Source organism: Rhodococcus sp. KRD197, assembly GCF_017168235.1.
Classification (GTDB): Bacteria; Actinomycetota; Actinomycetes; order Mycobacteriales; family Mycobacteriaceae; genus Rhodococcoides.
This window is the reverse complement of the sequence record NZ_JABFAO010000004.1, coordinates 1,005,353-1,022,121: the sequence shown is the minus strand read 5'-3', so window position 1 is coordinate 1,022,121 and position 16,769 is coordinate 1,005,353. Positions and strand designations below refer to the sequence as shown.

13 protein-coding genes are annotated in these 16,769 nt (G+C 62.1%); 9 read left to right on the top strand and 4 right to left on the bottom strand.

Going from position 1 to position 16,769, the window contains the following annotated elements; all coding sequences use genetic code 11:
- The first annotated feature begins 388 nt into the window (after positions 1-388).
- Together J1M86_RS11085 and J1M86_RS11080 are read left to right on the top strand one after the other, a co-directional pair.
- A complete protein-coding gene (locus J1M86_RS11085) occupies positions 389-4,426 on the top strand; it encodes a hypothetical protein (protein ID WP_206509834.1) in 4,038 nt (1,345 codons plus the stop codon).
- Positions 4,423-7,809 (top strand): SNF2-related protein, encoded by a 3,387-nt coding sequence (locus J1M86_RS11080; protein WP_206509833.1) that lies wholly within the window; start codon positions 4,423-4,425, stop codon positions 7,807-7,809. Before J1M86_RS11085 ends, J1M86_RS11080 begins: the two co-directional genes overlap by 4 nt.
- 178 nt (positions 7,810-7,987) lie before the next feature.
- On the opposite strand, the gene J1M86_RS11075 is transcribed toward J1M86_RS11080, so the two are convergent.
- Positions 7,988-8,209 (bottom strand): hypothetical protein, encoded by a 222-nt coding sequence (locus tag J1M86_RS11075; RefSeq protein WP_206509832.1) that lies wholly within the window; start codon positions 8,207-8,209, stop codon positions 7,988-7,990.
- A gap of 376 nt (positions 8,210-8,585) precedes the next feature.
- Between J1M86_RS11075 and J1M86_RS11070 the strand changes: the two genes are divergently transcribed.
- The gene (locus J1M86_RS11070) at positions 8,586-9,056 is read left to right on the top strand and encodes a hypothetical protein (RefSeq protein ID WP_206509831.1); all 471 of its coding nucleotides are present in this window, start codon (positions 8,586-8,588) and stop codon (positions 9,054-9,056) included.
- 276 nt (positions 9,057-9,332) lie between these two features.
- Here the strand turns inward: J1M86_RS11070 and J1M86_RS11065 are convergent, their stop codons facing one another.
- Together J1M86_RS11065 and J1M86_RS11060 are read right to left on the bottom strand one after the other, a co-directional pair.
- A complete protein-coding gene (locus J1M86_RS11065) occupies positions 9,333-9,620 on the bottom strand; it encodes a hypothetical protein (RefSeq protein ID WP_206509830.1) in 288 nt (95 codons plus the stop codon).
- A 1-nt stretch (position 9,621) separates the two neighbouring features.
- Positions 9,622-10,059 carry a hypothetical protein gene (locus tag J1M86_RS11060; protein ID WP_206509829.1) on the bottom strand — a complete coding sequence of 146 codons (438 nt, stop codon included), beginning with the start codon at positions 10,057-10,059 and terminating at the stop codon, positions 9,622-9,624.
- 265 nt (positions 10,060-10,324) lie between these two features.
- On the opposite strand from J1M86_RS11060, the gene J1M86_RS11055 reads away from it, so the two are divergent.
- Together J1M86_RS11055 and J1M86_RS11050 are read left to right on the top strand one after the other, a co-directional pair.
- Positions 10,325-11,497 (top strand): ATP-binding protein, encoded by a 1,173-nt coding sequence (locus J1M86_RS11055; RefSeq protein ID WP_206509828.1) that lies wholly within the window; start codon positions 10,325-10,327, stop codon positions 11,495-11,497.
- A gap of 47 nt (positions 11,498-11,544) precedes the next feature.
- Positions 11,545-12,120, top strand: a complete 576-nt coding sequence (locus J1M86_RS11050; protein ID WP_206509827.1) for a hypothetical protein — start codon at positions 11,545-11,547, stop codon at positions 12,118-12,120.
- 71 nt (positions 12,121-12,191) lie between these two features.
- On the opposite strand, the gene J1M86_RS11045 is transcribed toward J1M86_RS11050, so the two are convergent.
- Positions 12,192-12,425, bottom strand: coding sequence for a hypothetical protein (locus J1M86_RS11045; RefSeq protein WP_206509826.1), 234 nt, complete (start codon positions 12,423-12,425; stop codon positions 12,192-12,194).
- Positions 12,426-12,705: 280 nt separating this feature from the next.
- Between J1M86_RS11045 and J1M86_RS11040 the strand changes: the two genes are divergently transcribed.
- The 4 genes from J1M86_RS11040 (at position 12,706) to J1M86_RS11025 (ending at position 16,623) form a co-directional block, all read left to right on the top strand.
- Complete coding sequence (locus J1M86_RS11040) at positions 12,706-13,218, top strand: hypothetical protein (RefSeq protein ID WP_206509825.1); 513 nt, start codon at positions 12,706-12,708, stop codon at positions 13,216-13,218.
- Between the two features lie 440 nt (positions 13,219-13,658).
- Positions 13,659-14,327 carry a TraI DNA relaxase gene (locus J1M86_RS11035; protein ID WP_206509824.1) on the top strand — a complete coding sequence of 223 codons (669 nt, stop codon included), beginning with the start codon at positions 13,659-13,661 and terminating at the stop codon, positions 14,325-14,327.
- Positions 14,321-16,210, top strand: coding sequence for a type IV secretory system conjugative DNA transfer family protein (locus tag J1M86_RS11030; protein ID WP_206509823.1), 1,890 nt, complete (start codon positions 14,321-14,323; stop codon positions 16,208-16,210). The genes J1M86_RS11035 and J1M86_RS11030 overlap by 7 nt, the downstream gene beginning before the upstream one ends.
- Positions 16,207-16,623 carry a DUF4913 domain-containing protein gene (locus J1M86_RS11025; protein WP_307786604.1) on the top strand — a complete coding sequence of 139 codons (417 nt, stop codon included), beginning with the start codon at positions 16,207-16,209 and terminating at the stop codon, positions 16,621-16,623. Before J1M86_RS11030 ends, J1M86_RS11025 begins: the two co-directional genes overlap by 4 nt.
- The last annotated feature ends 146 nt before the right edge of the window (positions 16,624-16,769 follow it).

Here is a 16,769-nt window from a genome sequence, read left to right as displayed (position 1 = left end):
CTTGGTGCCAAGTATGCCCAAGGCCACCGACACGAAAAGAACCACTCTTCGATTACACCCTCGCTTCGCCGACCTCATGCCAGAGCAACTGCTTATGCCTCTCTACCCGCCACGGACCGCTCGATCTGGACCCGGCCTCGTACGGGAAGAACGTGAATCCAGGTAGCGAGTCCGCGTGACCGTCCTCCACTCGCCCAATTTTTACCGTTCTCTCTGGGCCACTTCTGCGGCCGTTGGGATGCTGCACATCACGAGATGTCAGCTGTGATGAGCACCAGTATGGCCTGTCGGCCACGCTGCATATGGGCCGATCACTCTTCGTTCGACCTCCGCAAACTAGGGTCGACAACGTTGATCTCGTGATTGAAGTAACCCCCACGGAGGCTTAGTGAGCGACTTCGAGCAGTTCCTCGGTGACGCGGATGTCCGTGAAATCCCGTGGACGAAGCCAACCGGTGCCCCGGTGTCGCTCGTTACTGACAGAGTGCTCATCGCGGACGGCATCGACGCATTGGAAATCGCGGTGGCCTCTGCGGCGATTAGACCCAAAGTCGACGAGGTTCGTCGGTTGTGGTCCATCAGATGGGGACGTCGGGCAGCGCCGGTCGTTCTCGTTGTTGCTTACGTTGTCGACGGAACTTACAAAGCTGCTGTGTGTGGCACTAAGGACGACCCTGTCGTCTTGACTGACTTAGACCTATCGCAGGTCGAGAGGATTTGCGCGGCCGCGCTCTCTGCGCCAGACCAGGCCAACGCTGAACGCGCCTTCCATCGGCTGCTGATCGGACAAAAAGATCAACTGGTTGCCGGCCTTACCAACGCTGGATTATTCGCCTCTCACGAACTGAGGGCAGGTGTTCCTACACGACCGGATTGGCAGAGTGAACGCGACAAGGGAAGCGCACTACTGCGGCAGCGCGGAACCGATCTGATTCGCGGCCTGGGATACAAGGCGACGCCCCACGGATCTGTTGCGCTGATCCTGATGTCGAACGATACCCACCGCGCAGTAGCCGTTCTGCTCGATGACCACGAGGTATTTGATCGTCCAACAGCTCGCTTTGGCGCAGTATCGCCGGTCGCGCAAGGTCTGGCTATTGCCCAACAACAAGGCTTGCCTTGGCTGGTCATCACCAGAGGGACACAGATTCGGCTCTATCCCGCCAAACCCGACGTCGGCGTCGGGCGGAAGGGTCAGGCAGAGACATTCACGGAACTGGACTTGGCGTTGCTCGCCGACAGCGATGCGGCATACCTTCCTTTACTCTTTTCGTCCAATGCACTGAGCTCCAACGGCAGCGTCTCCGCGATACTCGACGCCTCGTCCGATCACGCCGCCGCACTCGGAAAGCGGCTCCGCGACCGGGTCTACGTCGACGTGGTCCCTCAACTGGCAGTGGCTGTCGCGAACCGGATGGGTGCCACATCGGAGGCTGATCTCGGGGAGGCCTACCACCAAACCCTGATCATCTTGTTCCGACTTCTCTTCGTCTCCTACGCAGAAGACCGTGGCCTGCTCCCCTACCAACGCAACCCTCGATACACCAAGAAAGCCCTTAAGACCACCGCACGCGAACTGGCCGAGAACCCAGACATGACGTTCGACCCGGCGGCCACCGACCGGTGGGACGACCTCCTGGCGATCTGGCGCGCGGTCGACGACGGAAACAAAGAGTGGGGTGTGCCGGCATACAACGGTGGTCTCTTCGCAAGTGACGAGGTGCACCCATCGGGCAAGGCCATAGCCGCGATGCGACTGACCAACGACGAGATCGGCCCAGCTCTCAAAGCGCTCGTCGTAGACACCGGAGAAGACGGAACGTTCGGTCCCGTCGACTTTCGATCATTGTCTGTACGCGAGTTCGGCACGATCTATGAAGGCCTTCTCGAATCATCATTGAGTGTCGCGCCGCATGATCTGACAGTCGACCCCAAGACGGGTGCCTATCTACCTGCGAAGTCCTCGGACATGGTCGAGATCCCATCGGGCCAGGTGTACTTCCACAATGCCTCCGGCTCACGAAAAGCGTCCGGCTCCTACTTCACCAAAGCGTTCGCCGTCGAGCACCTGCTCGACGCATCTCTCGAACCAGCCCTCACTGCGCATCTTGAGGCCATTGCGCTCCTGCTTGAGCAAGGTGACGGCGCTCGGGCCGCCGACAAGTTCTTTGATTTCCGCGTAGCCGACCTCGCGATGGGATCCGGACACTTCCTGGTAGCAGCAATAGACCGCATCGAAAACCGGTTCGCGACGTTTCTTGCGAATCACCCGATACCAGAGGTGACGGAGGAACTACGCCGGCTGACCGTTACCGCCCAAGAGACGCTGGGGCCGGAATCACTCGACATCGAGCTAGAATCCCGCGCGGTCTTGCGCCGGCAAATCGCGCGGCGATGCATCTACGGCTTGGACTTGAATCTCATTGCCGTCGAGCTGGCGCGCCTCGCTATTTGGATCCACACATTCGTGCCAGGACTCCCAATGAGCTCACTGTCGCACGGATTGGTCGTGGGCAATAGCTTGACCGGAATCGCCACCGTCGAGGAAGTGTTGGACATCCTCGACCCCGACGCAAGCGACGGCACAATCAGCATCTTCGAAGACCAGATCCTCGAAGAACTGAACACCGCGCGCGAACGACTACTGAGGGTCGCCAGGACATCCGAAGCAACCAAGAAGGAAGTCCGAGAAGCTACCAAAGCACATGCTCAGGCACGGAAGGACGCACACGGCGTCTCGGCGATCTTCGACGCCGCTATTGCCACCAGGCTGGGATTGATCAGTCGGGTCGCGACCCCGGACTCTGCGATCCGCGCCGCAAAGAAAAGTGACGTGCAGCAACAGATCAGGCATCTTCAAGCAGCGCATTTTCCCGTCCTCTTCCCTGAGGTATTTCTCCGCGAACGACCCGGCTTCGACGTTCTCCTTGGCAACCCCCCGTGGGAAGAAACCACCGTAGAAAAACTGGGATGGTGGGCACTTCGCTTCCCTGGTTTGAAGAGTTTGAAAGATAAAGCGCAGAAGGAGCGGATTACAGAACTCGAAGAAACGCGCACGGACCTCGTCTCCGAGTACGAGGCAGCAATTATTGAGGCCGGTCTGCTGCGCGGCGCTCTTCTCAAGGGCCCGTTTCCGGGGATGGGCACGGGCGATCCAGACCTGTACAAGGCGTTTACCTGGAGATTCTGGCAGGCACTTCGCCAAGACGGTGCGATCGGGGTTGTCCTACCGCGAAGCGCTCTCAGCGCTGCGGGCAGTGCCGAGTGGCGTGAAGATATTTTAACGAACGGCACTTTCTCCGACGTGACCCTTCTGGTCAACACTAAAGGATGGGTATTCGATGACATGGAGCACCGCTACACGGTTGGCCTGGTGACGATCAGAAAGGGCCAGCAATACTCCGGTGCGCTTAAGCTTCGCGGGCCGTTCGCCTCACTTTCCGAGTATCGACAGAAAGTTGGATTGGGGAGTGCGGAAGTATCGACGGAAGACTTTCGGGGATGGTCCGACGGCGCAGCTTTCCCTGCAATTCCAGACGCTGCGGCGCTGTCGATCTTCATCAAGATGCGGTCACACCCGCGGCTCGACGTCCGTTCAGGATCGTGGAGGGCACGTCCTCAACGTGAATTCGACGCGACAAACGACAAGAAGCATTTTTCGACAGATCTATCCAAGGCAGTCGGATGGCCGGTTTTCAAAGGTGCTTCTTTCGACATATGGCAACCCGACACCGGAACTTACTACGGATGGGCGGACCCCAAACATGCACAGGCCGAGCTCCAATCTCGCCGGCACCGACAGGCACGACTGAAAAGGTCCGCGTTCTCCGAATTCTCTCAATCCCAAATTGAAGATGAGACCACTCTGCCGTGCCTGAATACTCGCATCATGTTCAGGGATATATCGCGATCGACCGATACCCGGACGATGCGCGCTGTATTGGTTCCCGCCGGGCGGGTTGCCACTAATAAAGCGCCGTACTTTTTGTTTCCGTCAGGAGATAGCCGAGACGAAGCGTATCTCCTCGGTGTCCTGTGCAGCATTCCGCTGGACTGGATCGCGCGTACGGTCGTTGAGCTCAGCATGAATTTCCACATTCTCAATGGTCTTCCTGTCCCACGGCCAGACCCTGACAGTGTTTTGCGAAAGCAGGTAGTCGAAATTGCCGGACGGCTGGCAGCTACTGATGAGCGCTACCGTAAGTGGGCCGATGAAGTCGGGGTCAAAACCGGTTCCGTCGCAGACGAGACGATGAAGTCTGACCTGATTGCCGAACTCGATGCGCTGGTCAGCCTGTTGTACGACCTCGACCGCGACGAGGTCGTGCATGTCTTCGAAACCTTCCACCGAGGATGGAACTACCAACCGCGCTTGACCGCGGTTTTGAGTCATTTCGATTCATGGAAGGCCAAGGTGACAAAGTGATCAACGACGGACCGAATGCGACGTATCGTGCGGAGTTCAGCACCAACAGGGAAGGGATCGAACGGGTCGCGGACGCGATTAACAGCCTCTTGGGAGGCCTTCGTACCCGTCTTGTCGTTCCCCCTGCCTTGGCCATCGCTACGGCTTATTTCAACCCCGGCGGATTCAACCTCCTGGCCGAAGAGCTCGAGCAAACCGGTGGGGTGAGGCTCCTGCTCGGTGCCGAACCCACAGAGGCCGAAGACCGCCCACGTATACGCGTCCTTGCCGAGCGCCGTCGTCGCCGCGGTCCATCGCCTGAAATACAGCGTGCGCTTGAGGGCCACCGTCGCTCGTTGGAAGAGGACCGCGACCTCCTGGGGTTCACACGAGAATCCGACCAGCAAGCCCGCCGACTCGTTCGATGGTTGAAAGACAATCCGTCCGTTCAGGTTCGCCGCTACGAGCAGGGTTTTCTGCACGGCAAAGCCTTCATCGTCGAAACAGATGCGACAGCCGTCATCGCCGGATCGTCGAACTTCACTTACGCCGGTCTCGCCAAGAACAAGGAACTCAACCTCGGCAAGTACGACCCCCACACCGTCAACCAGGTACTGGACTGGTTCAACGAACAATGGGAGGCATCGGCACCCTACGATCTGGCGGCACTGTTCGAGGCTCGCTGGTCACAGCACCAACCATGGGATGTATTCCTCCGAATGCTGTTCGAGCTCTACGGCGCTGACCTCGACGACGAAACTGCCATCTCCTCCCGACTGGGGTTGACGGCCTTTCAGGCAGACGGCGTCTGGCGCGCCCGCCGCATCCTCGCACGGCGTAAAGGGGTCCTAATCGCCGACGAAGTCGGACTCGGTAAGACCTTTCTCGCCGGCGAACTGATTCACGAAGCCGTGTTCGACCGTCGCCAGAAGGTACTGATAATCTGCCCGGCCACCTTGCGTGATTCGACGTGGACACCGTTCCTGCGGGAGAAGAATCTGCGGGCCGACGTCCTGTCGTTCGAGCAGCTGGTCGTGGACATCGAAGATGCAGGTGCGCGAACAGCGAGGCTGCAAGCGCTCGACGAATACGCCATGGTGGTCGTCGACGAGGCCCACGCGCTCCGCAATGACAAGACGCTACGCGCAGATGCGATACGGCAGTTGCTGTCCGGGCCCAATCCGAAGGATCTCGTCGAACTGACTGCGACGCCGGTCAACAACAGTCTCGAAGATCTGTACAACTTGATCACGTATTTCGCGCCGAACGATGCTGCGTTCGGCGATGTCGGTATCCCGTCGCTTCGCGCGTACTTCCAGCGTGCAATCGCGATGAATCCCGATGATCTCTCCCCCGAGCATCTTTTCGACGTTCTCGACGAAGTGGCCGTTCGCCGCACCCGTCGGTTCGTCAAGAACCACTACGTCGGGGACAAGATCGTCATCAACGGTATCGAGAAGGAGATCACGTTCCCAACCTGCCGGGTGGTCAAGGTCGACTACAACCTCAACGAAGTACTGCCCGGAGTGTTCGACGACCTCGCGATCGCGCTCGGCGCGAACGTGCAGGATGACCCCGATTCCGATGCCCTCGCCGCCGGTGTGATCCTCGACGACCCCGGCGCGGTGCTGACAATGGCGCGGTACGTGCCTTCCCGATTTCGCAAGGACGGCGACACCGAGCAGTACGAGGCTCAGAATGCGGGACTGCTCCGGTCGGGTCTGCTCAAGCGATTCGAGTCATCGTCGTTTGCGTTCGAGCGCACTGTCGGCAAGATGATCGGCTCCCACGATCAGTTTCTCGCTGCACTGGACGCCGGCCTCGTCCTGACCGGCGACACCCTGCGGGAGTGGGCGACGACCAACGTCGAGGACGTCGACGAGTGGATGGACTCCCTGGACGATCTGGACGGTGTCGCTCCTGCCGCCGACTACGACGTCGCGGCACTCACCGACGCCGTGCGAGCGGACCGCGACCTGCTCAAGGCATTCGAGCTCCGGGTACGCACGGTCCATTCGGGCACAGATCCCAAGATCAAGGCCCTCGTCGAGGAACTCGCCGCCATCGCCCACGACGCCGCGGCCGAGGGCATCGGTGAGCAGGACACCCGCAACAAGCGCAAGGTTCTGGTGTTCACGTACTTCGCGGACACCGCGCGATATCTCGAGACTGCCTTGGTGGGTGCGATACAAACCGATCCGCGGCTTGCGGTGTACCAGGGACGCGCGGTCACCGTGAGCGGGCCGGACAAGATCAACCGGTCCGACGTCATCATCGGTTTCGCACCGCTCACCGCCGGGACCGGCGTGGAAGAAGACAAGTACGACCTCATCGTGACCACCGACGTTCTCGCCGAAGGCGTCAACCTGCAACAGGCACGGCACATCATCAACTACGACCTGCCCTGGAACCCGATGCGTTTGGTGCAGCGCCATGGCCGCATCGACCGCATCGGATCACCACACACGGAAGTGTTCATGCGGTGCTTCTTCCCTGACGTCGACCTCGACAGGCTGCTGCGATTGGAAGAACGGCTTCAACGCAAGCTCAAACAAGCGGCGGCGTCCATCGGTGTCGGTGAAGTCCTCCCCGGCGTCGCCCCGGTCGATCGCAGCATCACCGACACACGAGAGCGCATCGAGCAGATCCGGCGGGAAGAAGCGGCGCTGTTCAACGATGACGGCAATGCCACTCTCTCCGGAGAGGAATACCGCAGGCGACTGGCCAATGCGTTCCGTGACACGAACACCAAGCATCGCGTCCTCGCCCTGCCGTGGGGCTCGGGCACCGGCTTCGCGCGAGCGGGAGCCGATCCTGGTTTCGTGTTCTGCGCGCGCATCGGTGACCACGCGAAGCCCTGGTATCGATATGTCCCCCTGAATGCGGACTTGACCGTGCAGACTGTCGGCGACGATCCCGTCGTTGTCGAGGACACACTGTCGTGCCTGGCGCACGCCGACCCGCAGGTCGAGACGACGCCGGTGATCCTGGGCGAAACCATGTACGAGGCAGCGTTCGCCGCGTGGGCGGTAGCGCAGCAGCACATCCATACGCAGTGGATGTATCAAACCGACCCTGCGAATCTCGCAGCTGAGATACCGCGGGTGATGCGCGATGCGACAGCTCTGGTTCGCGATCACGGCAGCTTTCTCGGCGATCTGCAGGATTCGCTGGCGACCAGGCTCAATGCACCGTATGCGCTGCGTATTCAACGCGAGATTCGCCGCGAGCTGACCATGCCGGGCGTATCGGACCGCGACAGAGTTCTTGCGCTGCGGGACTTGGCCGATCTTCGCGGGCTGACTCCACCTCCCGCGCCGCCGGTGCTCCCGGTGATCGACTCCAACGACATCTATCTGGTCTGCTGGACGGCAATAACACCGGCGAATCCTGTTGTTACATAACGATCGTCCGATACCGAGCGTGCGAATAGGCTCCTGGCCGGCCTGACATAAGGGTTGCTTATCGGCCTCCGGCCACGCTGGGGTCCGGCCCGGCACTCCCCTGCGCCGGGTCGTCGCCGGCGTTTGTGGCGGCTGGACTCTGTGTCGGTGCGCCACGCCCCTCGTGTCGGTGGGATCGTCAGAAGAATCGGTAGCTCAAGGTGTTGATGGTGAAGCCGTGTCCGGTTCCGTCGTGGCGGCAGCTCGCACCACCGTTCAGGCCGTCGAACGCGCAGGTCATTCCGTACGCCGTCAGGGTGCTGCCGTGGGGAATGTGGTGGTCCTGCATCGATTGCCTATCTTCGAGGTGCGACTTGCCGCCCGAATCCGCCAGGAAGCCTGTCTCGCCATCCGAACCCACTGTGATCAGGCCATCGTAGATTTCCGCGGTGAGGGGTTCCCCCAACGGTGGTGAACAGAACGCGCGCCCGTCTGCGAAATCGTGCAGTAGTAGTTACCGCTGGGTGCGGAGAGTTCGCAGAGACCGCCGTCCGCGCACCACCGGTCCGCTCCCTTGCCCGGTCTAGCCCGACCCCTCGATGTGGACCAGCCACAAGGGCTGTTCCTCCGTTGCGACCACGCTGTGAACATGCCCTGGAACTCCCCTGGGGTCCACCATCTCGAAGTGAGAGTGGCACAGGGGAGTTCGGCGCAGAACGCGTGGGTGGCGCGTATCCGTCGGCGCAGATACCCCGAGGCGGCAGTCCGATCGGGCTGCCGCTGGCACACTTGCTCAGGTGGACAAACTGTCGCTTCCTCCGCCCTTCCTCCTGCCTCCGCTGCCCGTCCTCAAGCCCCGCAGCAGACTGCATATCTGCACGGGCGCTCCGTACGCCGAGGCACTGCGCGATATGCACACCGGATACGGGGGCGGTGACCTGTGGTTCGTGACCCACCCGATGTCTGCAGGAGATCTCGTGCTCTCGTTCGTCGACACCGCTCCCCGGATGATCATCGGGCTCGACGCAGTCGAGGTCGATTACGACCCGGCCACGAGCGTCACGATGGAATGCGACTCGAATACCGCGGTCGTCTTCCACCACGGGATCTTGGCGAAAGCGGTAGCGACGAGGTGCGGCATGAAGAATCTTCCGGACGGGGGCCACCTCTCCGGCCAAGAAGCACTGGATATGTGGCACGCGCTCGATGCCGAGTACCAGCTCAACGTGCCGTGGTTCACGCCCAGCCGCTGGCAGGAGGTTCAGTAGCGGGTATCGGTGCGCGGGTTGGCAAAAGCCGGTCGGGGATAGAGCATCCGCCATCGTCTGATCATCCACCCGCCCACCTCTCGAACACAGGACGTGCGGTCGAGCGTGTCACAGACACTGCTGCGGGCATCTGCTCGAATGATTCGCGATACTGCGCTGGCTGGGGAGTATGCGGGTCGAAGGCGCACCGCCGAGGAATCCGAAGACGCCCATGGCGGACTACAACTTTGGCAGGCTGCCCTCACAAATCATGTAACTGCCTCTTCACAACCTTTCTCAGCTGTGCGGGTGGATAATGACGGTCGAGTGCGGTGGTGGGTAGAGATGAGCGTGTCCGTCGTTGACGGTCAACTCGAACCCGCCGACCGCGACCAGCGGTAGTGCGTCCGATACGACGAACCTCAGCCCACGCCCACCGTCAGCATGCCTCGCGTGGTTCATCCCTGCCGCTCGCTCGCGTGCGACGTCCTCTGCGTAGACCCCCACACACCGCATGTACATCGGATCGGTGTCGTCGACTTCGAAGACCATTCGTTGGACCGGTGATCGCCGCAGCGCTGCCATCTCACGCACCTGCGTGGATATGGACGTCGCCACCTCGGGGCATGTGCAGATGAGCGATCCCGACTGCGTCAACGCTCAACCTGTACCCCCCGAGGCTGACCTCCGGAGGTCCTGCACGGTGGGCTTCGAGAACCGTGTCGGTATCGAAAAGCTTGACCGGCCAGCCCTGTCCGGGCTTCCACGCGAAGTCCGGTGACAGACGCTGCCCCAGTAGACCTCGGATCCGCTCATCGAGTGTGGTGTCGTCCTCGGTGAGGACTTCCCACCGGTTCGAGTCAGCGGTCGACGGTACAACTTTCGCGACGGCCTTGACGACCGTGATGATTCCGCTCGTGACACCGATGATGATGTCCGCGTACGACTCGATGTCTGCGATCGTCTGGCTGCGATGGAACGGCCAGATTCCCACGGTGTAGTGGGCCTTGTCAGCCTCGCTCATATCGGGACCGACTGTCCGGGATGTATTGACCAACACTGCCATCGAATTCCCCTGTCGCTTGAGAGCAGCCCTTCCGGCTGCCCGCATGCAGCATCACATAAGACCGCTCTCAGTGTCAATACCTGTCCGCAATAAGTACACGAAGTACTATCCGAATGCGGAAGCCAAGCCCGTACTGGTAAGTCCACCCCGTTTGAGGCTCGTTATCTATGGCCAATTATTGGTATTTATGGGCACCTGACCATAAACAGCTATAGTTGTCCATATGGACCCAGCTCTGAACCCGTTCAAGCCTGGATCGGGCCTGCGCCCGCCCGCACTCGAAGGACGCACCCGTCAACGAGAGGAGTTCGACCTGCTGGTAGCCCGGAGCAAGAACCGCAACTACGACCGGGGCATGATCCTGTCCGGCCTGCGCGGAGTCGGCAAAACCACGCTGCTCAACAACTTGTCCGAACACGCCGAACGTCAAGGTTGGTTGACGATCGGCCTCGAGGCACGGCCCAACGAGTCCGGCGTCAGCGCCGTGCGCGCCAAGCTCGGGGCCGAACTCGCCGCTGGCCTGCGCAGGTTCAGCCGCAAACATCAGATGCAGAAGGCCCTCGACGACCTGATTTCTCTCGCCCGCGGGTTCACCCTCGGTGTTGGAGTTGGACCGGCAAAAGTCGAATTGTCGCTCGATCACGGTGCCGCGAGCGGAGACATCGACCTTGACCTCGAAGAGCTCGTCGAGGCGATCAGCGCCGCGATGAAGAGGAAGGGCACCGCGTTCGGGTTGTTCATCGACGAGATGCAGGACCTCGATTCCGACCTCCTTGGCGCGTTGCTGTCGGTACAGCATCGGGCCAGCCAGCGGGAGTGGCCGTTCTTCGTCATCGGCGCGGGCCTGCCCAACCTTCCGTCGGTGCTCGCCGACAACCGGTCGTACGCGGAGCGGCAGTTCGCCTACAGCACCATCGGCCCCCTGACACCGGCCGATGCCGCCGAAGCTCTGGAAATCCCTGTCAACCAGCACGGCGGGTCCTTCACCCCCGACGCCCTGGCCCTTCTCGTCGAGGTCAGCGGCGGGTACCCGTACTTCCTGCAGGAATACGGCAAAGCCGTCTGGAACGTCGCTGCCACAGCAGTATTCGATGAGGACGATGCCCACCTCGCGGTCGAGGAAGGACGACGAGCGCTGGACGAGGGGTTCTTCCCGTCGCGATGGAATCGCCCCTCCGACAGGGAGCGTCGCTACATGCGCGCGATAGCGCTCGCCGCAGACGAAGCACCGCGTTCGGGAGTCGTCGCCGCGGCGATGGGAGTGACCACGACGGGCGTCAGCGATGTCCGGGACTCGCTCATTCGCAAAGGTCTGATCTGGTCCCCCGAACACGGCCGGATCGCGTTCACCGTGCCGGGGATGTCGGACTTCATCCGGCGTCAGCCCACCGACTGAAAAGCCCTGCGATTGCCCAGCGCAGCGCTGTGCACGATCCTGTAGCGATGGCACCCAATAGCAAACGCGTCGTGCTCTCCAACGGACGCGACTGGATCAGCATCTTTCTCGACGGTCGCGTCAAAGTTGCTTCCAGGAACCATCTCTGGGAGATCGTGGACACCGGCAGGCACACCGCGTTGGGTCAGTACGTCACCCTCGGTGTCGGCCGAGAACTCGACGTGGACCCGCCCAGCGGTGCACGTAAGGTTCCCGACTTCGCCGTCGACCTCGATCCACAGGGCGGGCAGGCCACGGCGGCCACCGTGGCCGCGGACAACGGCACCTTCGTCGAGCTCCATCACGATGGCAGCATCACCGTGGGGAACGACGGCCGCGACATCGCCGAAACGTTCAACACCGGACGAGCATCGCTCGACGGTGGGCCATCCGGCCGCGGCGGCGCAGTCATGATCACGTTCGCCGGCACTTACAGGCCATCACTGTTGCGCAAGAACAACTTTCTGGTGGAAGTACCCGCTCGCGAGCGTCCCGCTGCCAACCGCCGCTACCCGGGCGAATACATCATCGACGACGGCAAGATCGGGCCACCGGCGAACGCTCCTGAGTCGTGGTTCAAATAGTGGCAGGTCCACGCATCGAATTTCGCGCGCCGCCAGACGCCGACCCGTTCAGCTCGGGCGCGCGACGGGACCTATGCCTCTGGGTTGTCGAACGCAGCAATGACATGCGCGGTGGGGTTGCTCCCGGAGCGGAACTCCTGAGCAGTGACTCCGCGTGTGCCACCACGAAGGACGGATCCTTGACGGCCGACCTTTATCCGGCCGTCGGCGAAGCGAACGAGCTTGAGGCCATCCGGCCATTCGGTGACGTCGTTGCCGCTGCGGTTCTTATATGTCTTCGGCATTCCGAAGTCGAGCCCATCCATGATGCGGAGTCTATGACTGCCGGACTCGAACGCGCGCCACACCCGTGTACGGCAGTTGTCAGCCTCGCCGGTGAATGCTGGTCGCGGTGACGTGTGCGAGTCGGCGGCCGTCCGTCAGCTCCCCTGTTCGCCACCCGCAGCCTAACCTCGTCGCGGCCAGATGCATTCGTGCTACAAACCAAAGATGATCAAAGCTGTGCGCATCAAATCGGTACTGGTTGCGTTAACTTTCGTATGCGCCGCCTGCGGTTCATCGGACCCCGTAGCACCGACTGGGCCGATGTCCACTTTCGCACCGACGTCGACCCAAGCGGGGCCGACGCTCGCGACCGGTGCACCAACGAATGCGCGTGACGCCCTGGAGAAGCAGTGGGGCGAATTGGCAGGGATGGGCTGCGAAGACCCTGCACAGTGCGATGTCCTCTTCTCACTGGACAAACCGGCGGACGCGACCGGGTGCATGGAGCAGCTACCCTCTGAGAACGGTCGGCTTTCCGCCTTTCCTGTCACGGTCCAAACAGGTGAAAAGTTCGATGCGTCGGACTACGGGACTCTGCTCCGGAGCTTCGATTTCGTCGCGATCCGCGCAAACGGAGTGACCACGTCGAACCTCATGACAGACGCAACGCTGAACTGCTCGGAATCAGATGGTGCACTGCCTGCGAATCCGGTCAGGTCATCGAGATACCAGGGTTTTGTTGTGCTGGATCTTCCGCTCGACACCACGTCCGTCGGATACGTGCCGTTCAGCGATCAAGGCGGTTGGGAATGGAAAATCGGTGGCATTGCCTAGTCAATCGTGGAAGCCCAACCCACTTCGCAGAGTCTTCCCGCATCTGAGCCACGATGAGGCACTTACGGCCCGGGCGTCACTCGCCTACGTCAGGAACGGCTCCTGCGCGCGCGAGAGTGCCGGTGATGGCCACCCACGGCGCCTTCGGATGGCGGCTCGTGACGGGAGCGCCATATCCCCAGAACGATGTCCACAGGAGTGGAGAGCTGCGAAACGGCATGCCGATGCCTTAAGGTAGTCATTGTTCGACCGTCGATGAGGGTCACGGTCGAGCGTCCACCCAGCAACGACACTGCACTGCACGCCTTTAGGCGACGGTGTGATCGTCGTCGGCTGGCCGACGCTCCCAGTGAAGGCCCTCCCATGTCGAAATTATTTCCGCTCATGCCGAGCACGCATACGCTTCAGGCAACGTCAGACGGCGACGGCGGTGACCGTCGATGAGCTCCCAGACAGCACCTACTGCTGAACAGCAGCGTCGCTCGCAGATCGCTGCCGCCGCCTACGAACGCGGCCACCGCGCCGCGTTGGCTGCTGCACGTCGACGTAGTCTTCCCGACCGCGCTCACGCCCGGCGCGACGAGATCCGGGCTCGTCCGCACTCGTACGAGCCGCGCAGTGACAGTCGCGCGTTCGGACTGCTCGACTCCGATGTGTCGTTGGTCCGTGCGACTGCGTACCTCGCTGCGACCGGTGTCGCACTCGAGCTCGCCGTCTTTCACGCGAACAGCTCCACAGACCCCGTGCAGTACGACTGGGCTAGCGCCACCGCCGACCGCCTTGATGTCCACGAGGATGCCTGGCGGGAGCGCATCGTCGACAACGGCATCGATGATGCGGTTCTGTGGCCCAATCTGGCGCTGGACTTCGTGGAATTGCCCACCGAACTCGACGCCATCGACTTCGACGACATCGCCGAGCGCACCCTCGACGTCTCCTCCACCGCAGCCGACGTCGAACCAATTCGCCTGGCCGATCTGATGCTCGAAACACCCCGACAGAACCGCTCGTCGGACTCGGTCGTCGACATCACCGACCGGGTCTCCAATGTCATCGAGATCGACCGCAACGTCGACTCGGCCCTCGACGGCGGTGTAGACGCATGGTGACGAAGAAGCCGACTTCCAAAGGCGCCGGAGCCTCATCGTCGGTGCTGCCGTTGATCGCGGTCTCGGTGGTGATCGTGTTGATCGCCCTCGCGTATGGCTCACTGTGGCTCGGACACGCGTTCGCCGGCACCGGGGAGGAAATTCCCGGCAACCCGTTCGGGGCATTGTTCTCCGTCGCCGGCGGGCAATTGACCTGGCCGACGGTTTCGACCTGGATCTTCGTGATCGTGGTGATCATCGTCTCCGGTCTCACCGGCGTCGTCACCGCTGCCCGCGCAGCGGGCGGCGGTCAGAACGACGTCGATGCCAAAGCCCGCCTGATGGGGCCAACGTCGAAACTGACCGGGGTGACCGGCAAGCAGGCCCGCGAACGCGCGAAGTCGCTGCGATCGGATCTTGCTGAACTGGACTCGCTCGACGACGCCGACATCGGGGTCATCGTCGGTAGCACGGTGCAAGGCAATCAGAAAGTGTTCATGTCCTGGGAGGACATGCTCTTCGCCCTCGCCGGACCTCGGATGGGTAAAACCGCGGCATTGGCGATCGACGCCCTGTGCACCGCACCCGGCGCTGCGTTGTTCACCTCCAACAAACGTGACGGCCACGACTTCACTCGCGGCGTCCGCGAACTAATCGGGAAAGTGTGGCGCTACGACCTGCAGGGCATCGCCGAAGGGCCGCTCACCACGGGCGACGGGTTCTGGTGGAACCCGCTACGCGGAATCGACACCATCGTCGCCGCCCGCAAGCTCGCCTCATATTTTGCGGCCGCATCACGCGATGATTCGGCGAAGGTCGATGCCTACTTCGACGGCGGCGCACAGGAACTGCTCGCGCAGATGATGTTCGCGGCCGCATGCGGCGGCGGGGATCTGCTGCACGTCTACGGCTGGCTCTCGGAGGAGGAGAACGAACTCCCCCAAAAGCTTCTGCAGGCGCACGGCCATAGCATCGTTGCACTGCGCCTGAAGTCGACGAGCGATCTCAACCCGCGCCAGCGAGACGGTCTCTACGACATGGCACGCCGGTTCATCGGCCTGCTGGAAGAGAAGTCGTACGCAATGTCGATTCTCCCGCCGAACAGAGTCGACCTCGGGGTCGAGGACACTCCGGACACGAAGATCGGAAGCGGGGTCCGCTACCCGCACTCGATGCCGGAGTTCGTCGTCGACAAGTTCGTCACCAGCACCGACACCCTCTACGCCCTGTCGAAGGAAGGCCCGGACTCCTCGTCGGCGCTGACCACAGCGTTGATCGGGTCGATCATCGACGCCGCGCAACGCGTCGCACGCCGAAGCCCGCGTGGACGGTTGCCGGTGCCGATGCTGTGCATCCTCGACGAGGCCGCCAACGTGTGCCGCCTCCCCGAGCTCCCGGCCTGGTACTCCCACCTCGGCTCCCAAGGCATCTGCGTGATGACAATCGTGCAGAACCTCTCGCAGGCGATACGAGTGTGGGGTCAGGACGGAGTCAAGCAGCTTCTCGATGCCGCGAACTTTCTCTGGTACGGCGGCGGTCTCAAGGACAAGACCACCCTGTCCGAGCTGTCCGCGCTCGTCGGCGATCACGACGTCGAACGCTGGTCGAAATCCCGCAGCGGCGGCATGTTCGAGGGTGGTTCGTCGTCGAAGTCGCAGTCCTGGTCGAAGGAGCCGATTCTGACCGTCGACGACCTCGGAGCGATCCCGAAGACCCGCGCGCTGGTGCTGATTTCCGGTAACCGGCCGGTGTTGGTGGTGAAGGTGTACTGGTCCGACGGACCGAACGCCGACGCCATCACCGCGTCGTTCGCTCGCTACGGCATTCCGGAGAAGGCGCTCCTACAGGTCGAGAGCACAGCATTCGACACCGAGGACGAGATCGACAAGGAGCCGTACCGGTGACCGCCCCCGAGGAGATGGATCCGGAGAGCACCGACGAGACAGCGCCGCTGAGGTTTCCGACCTTCGACGCCTGGTTCGACGACTGGCTGTCGGCAATCCTGGCTCGCAAGTTGTCCTCGACCGCCGGGAAGAACAGGGTGTTCTGCCCACGCTGGTGGGATCACCCCGAAGTCGTCGTGCGGCTGCATTCGCTGTGGACGGCGTGGGAGGCAGCGACCGCAGCCGACGACGGCGCGGCGATGTCGGGGTGGTGGGTTCACCACGCCGACCCCCAACTGCGCACGATGCTCGACGCCGAGCACGGCCCGATGTATCGGTGCGCACGAGATGCCCACCAAGCAACCCCGGCGCTGCGCAACGAGTTCGTTGCCGCCCCGCCCGGGTGGTTCGACGAACTCAACGCCCAAACCTGACACAACCCTGACCCGAAGTAGCCAGAGGCCCTGGTGGGTCCTGCATGACCCACCAGGGCCGATATGGCCGGAGATTGCGCCTCCAGCCGACGACGACGTTAGCGACCGGTCACCCTCCGCGGGTGGTGCGGGTCGCACACGTCTCG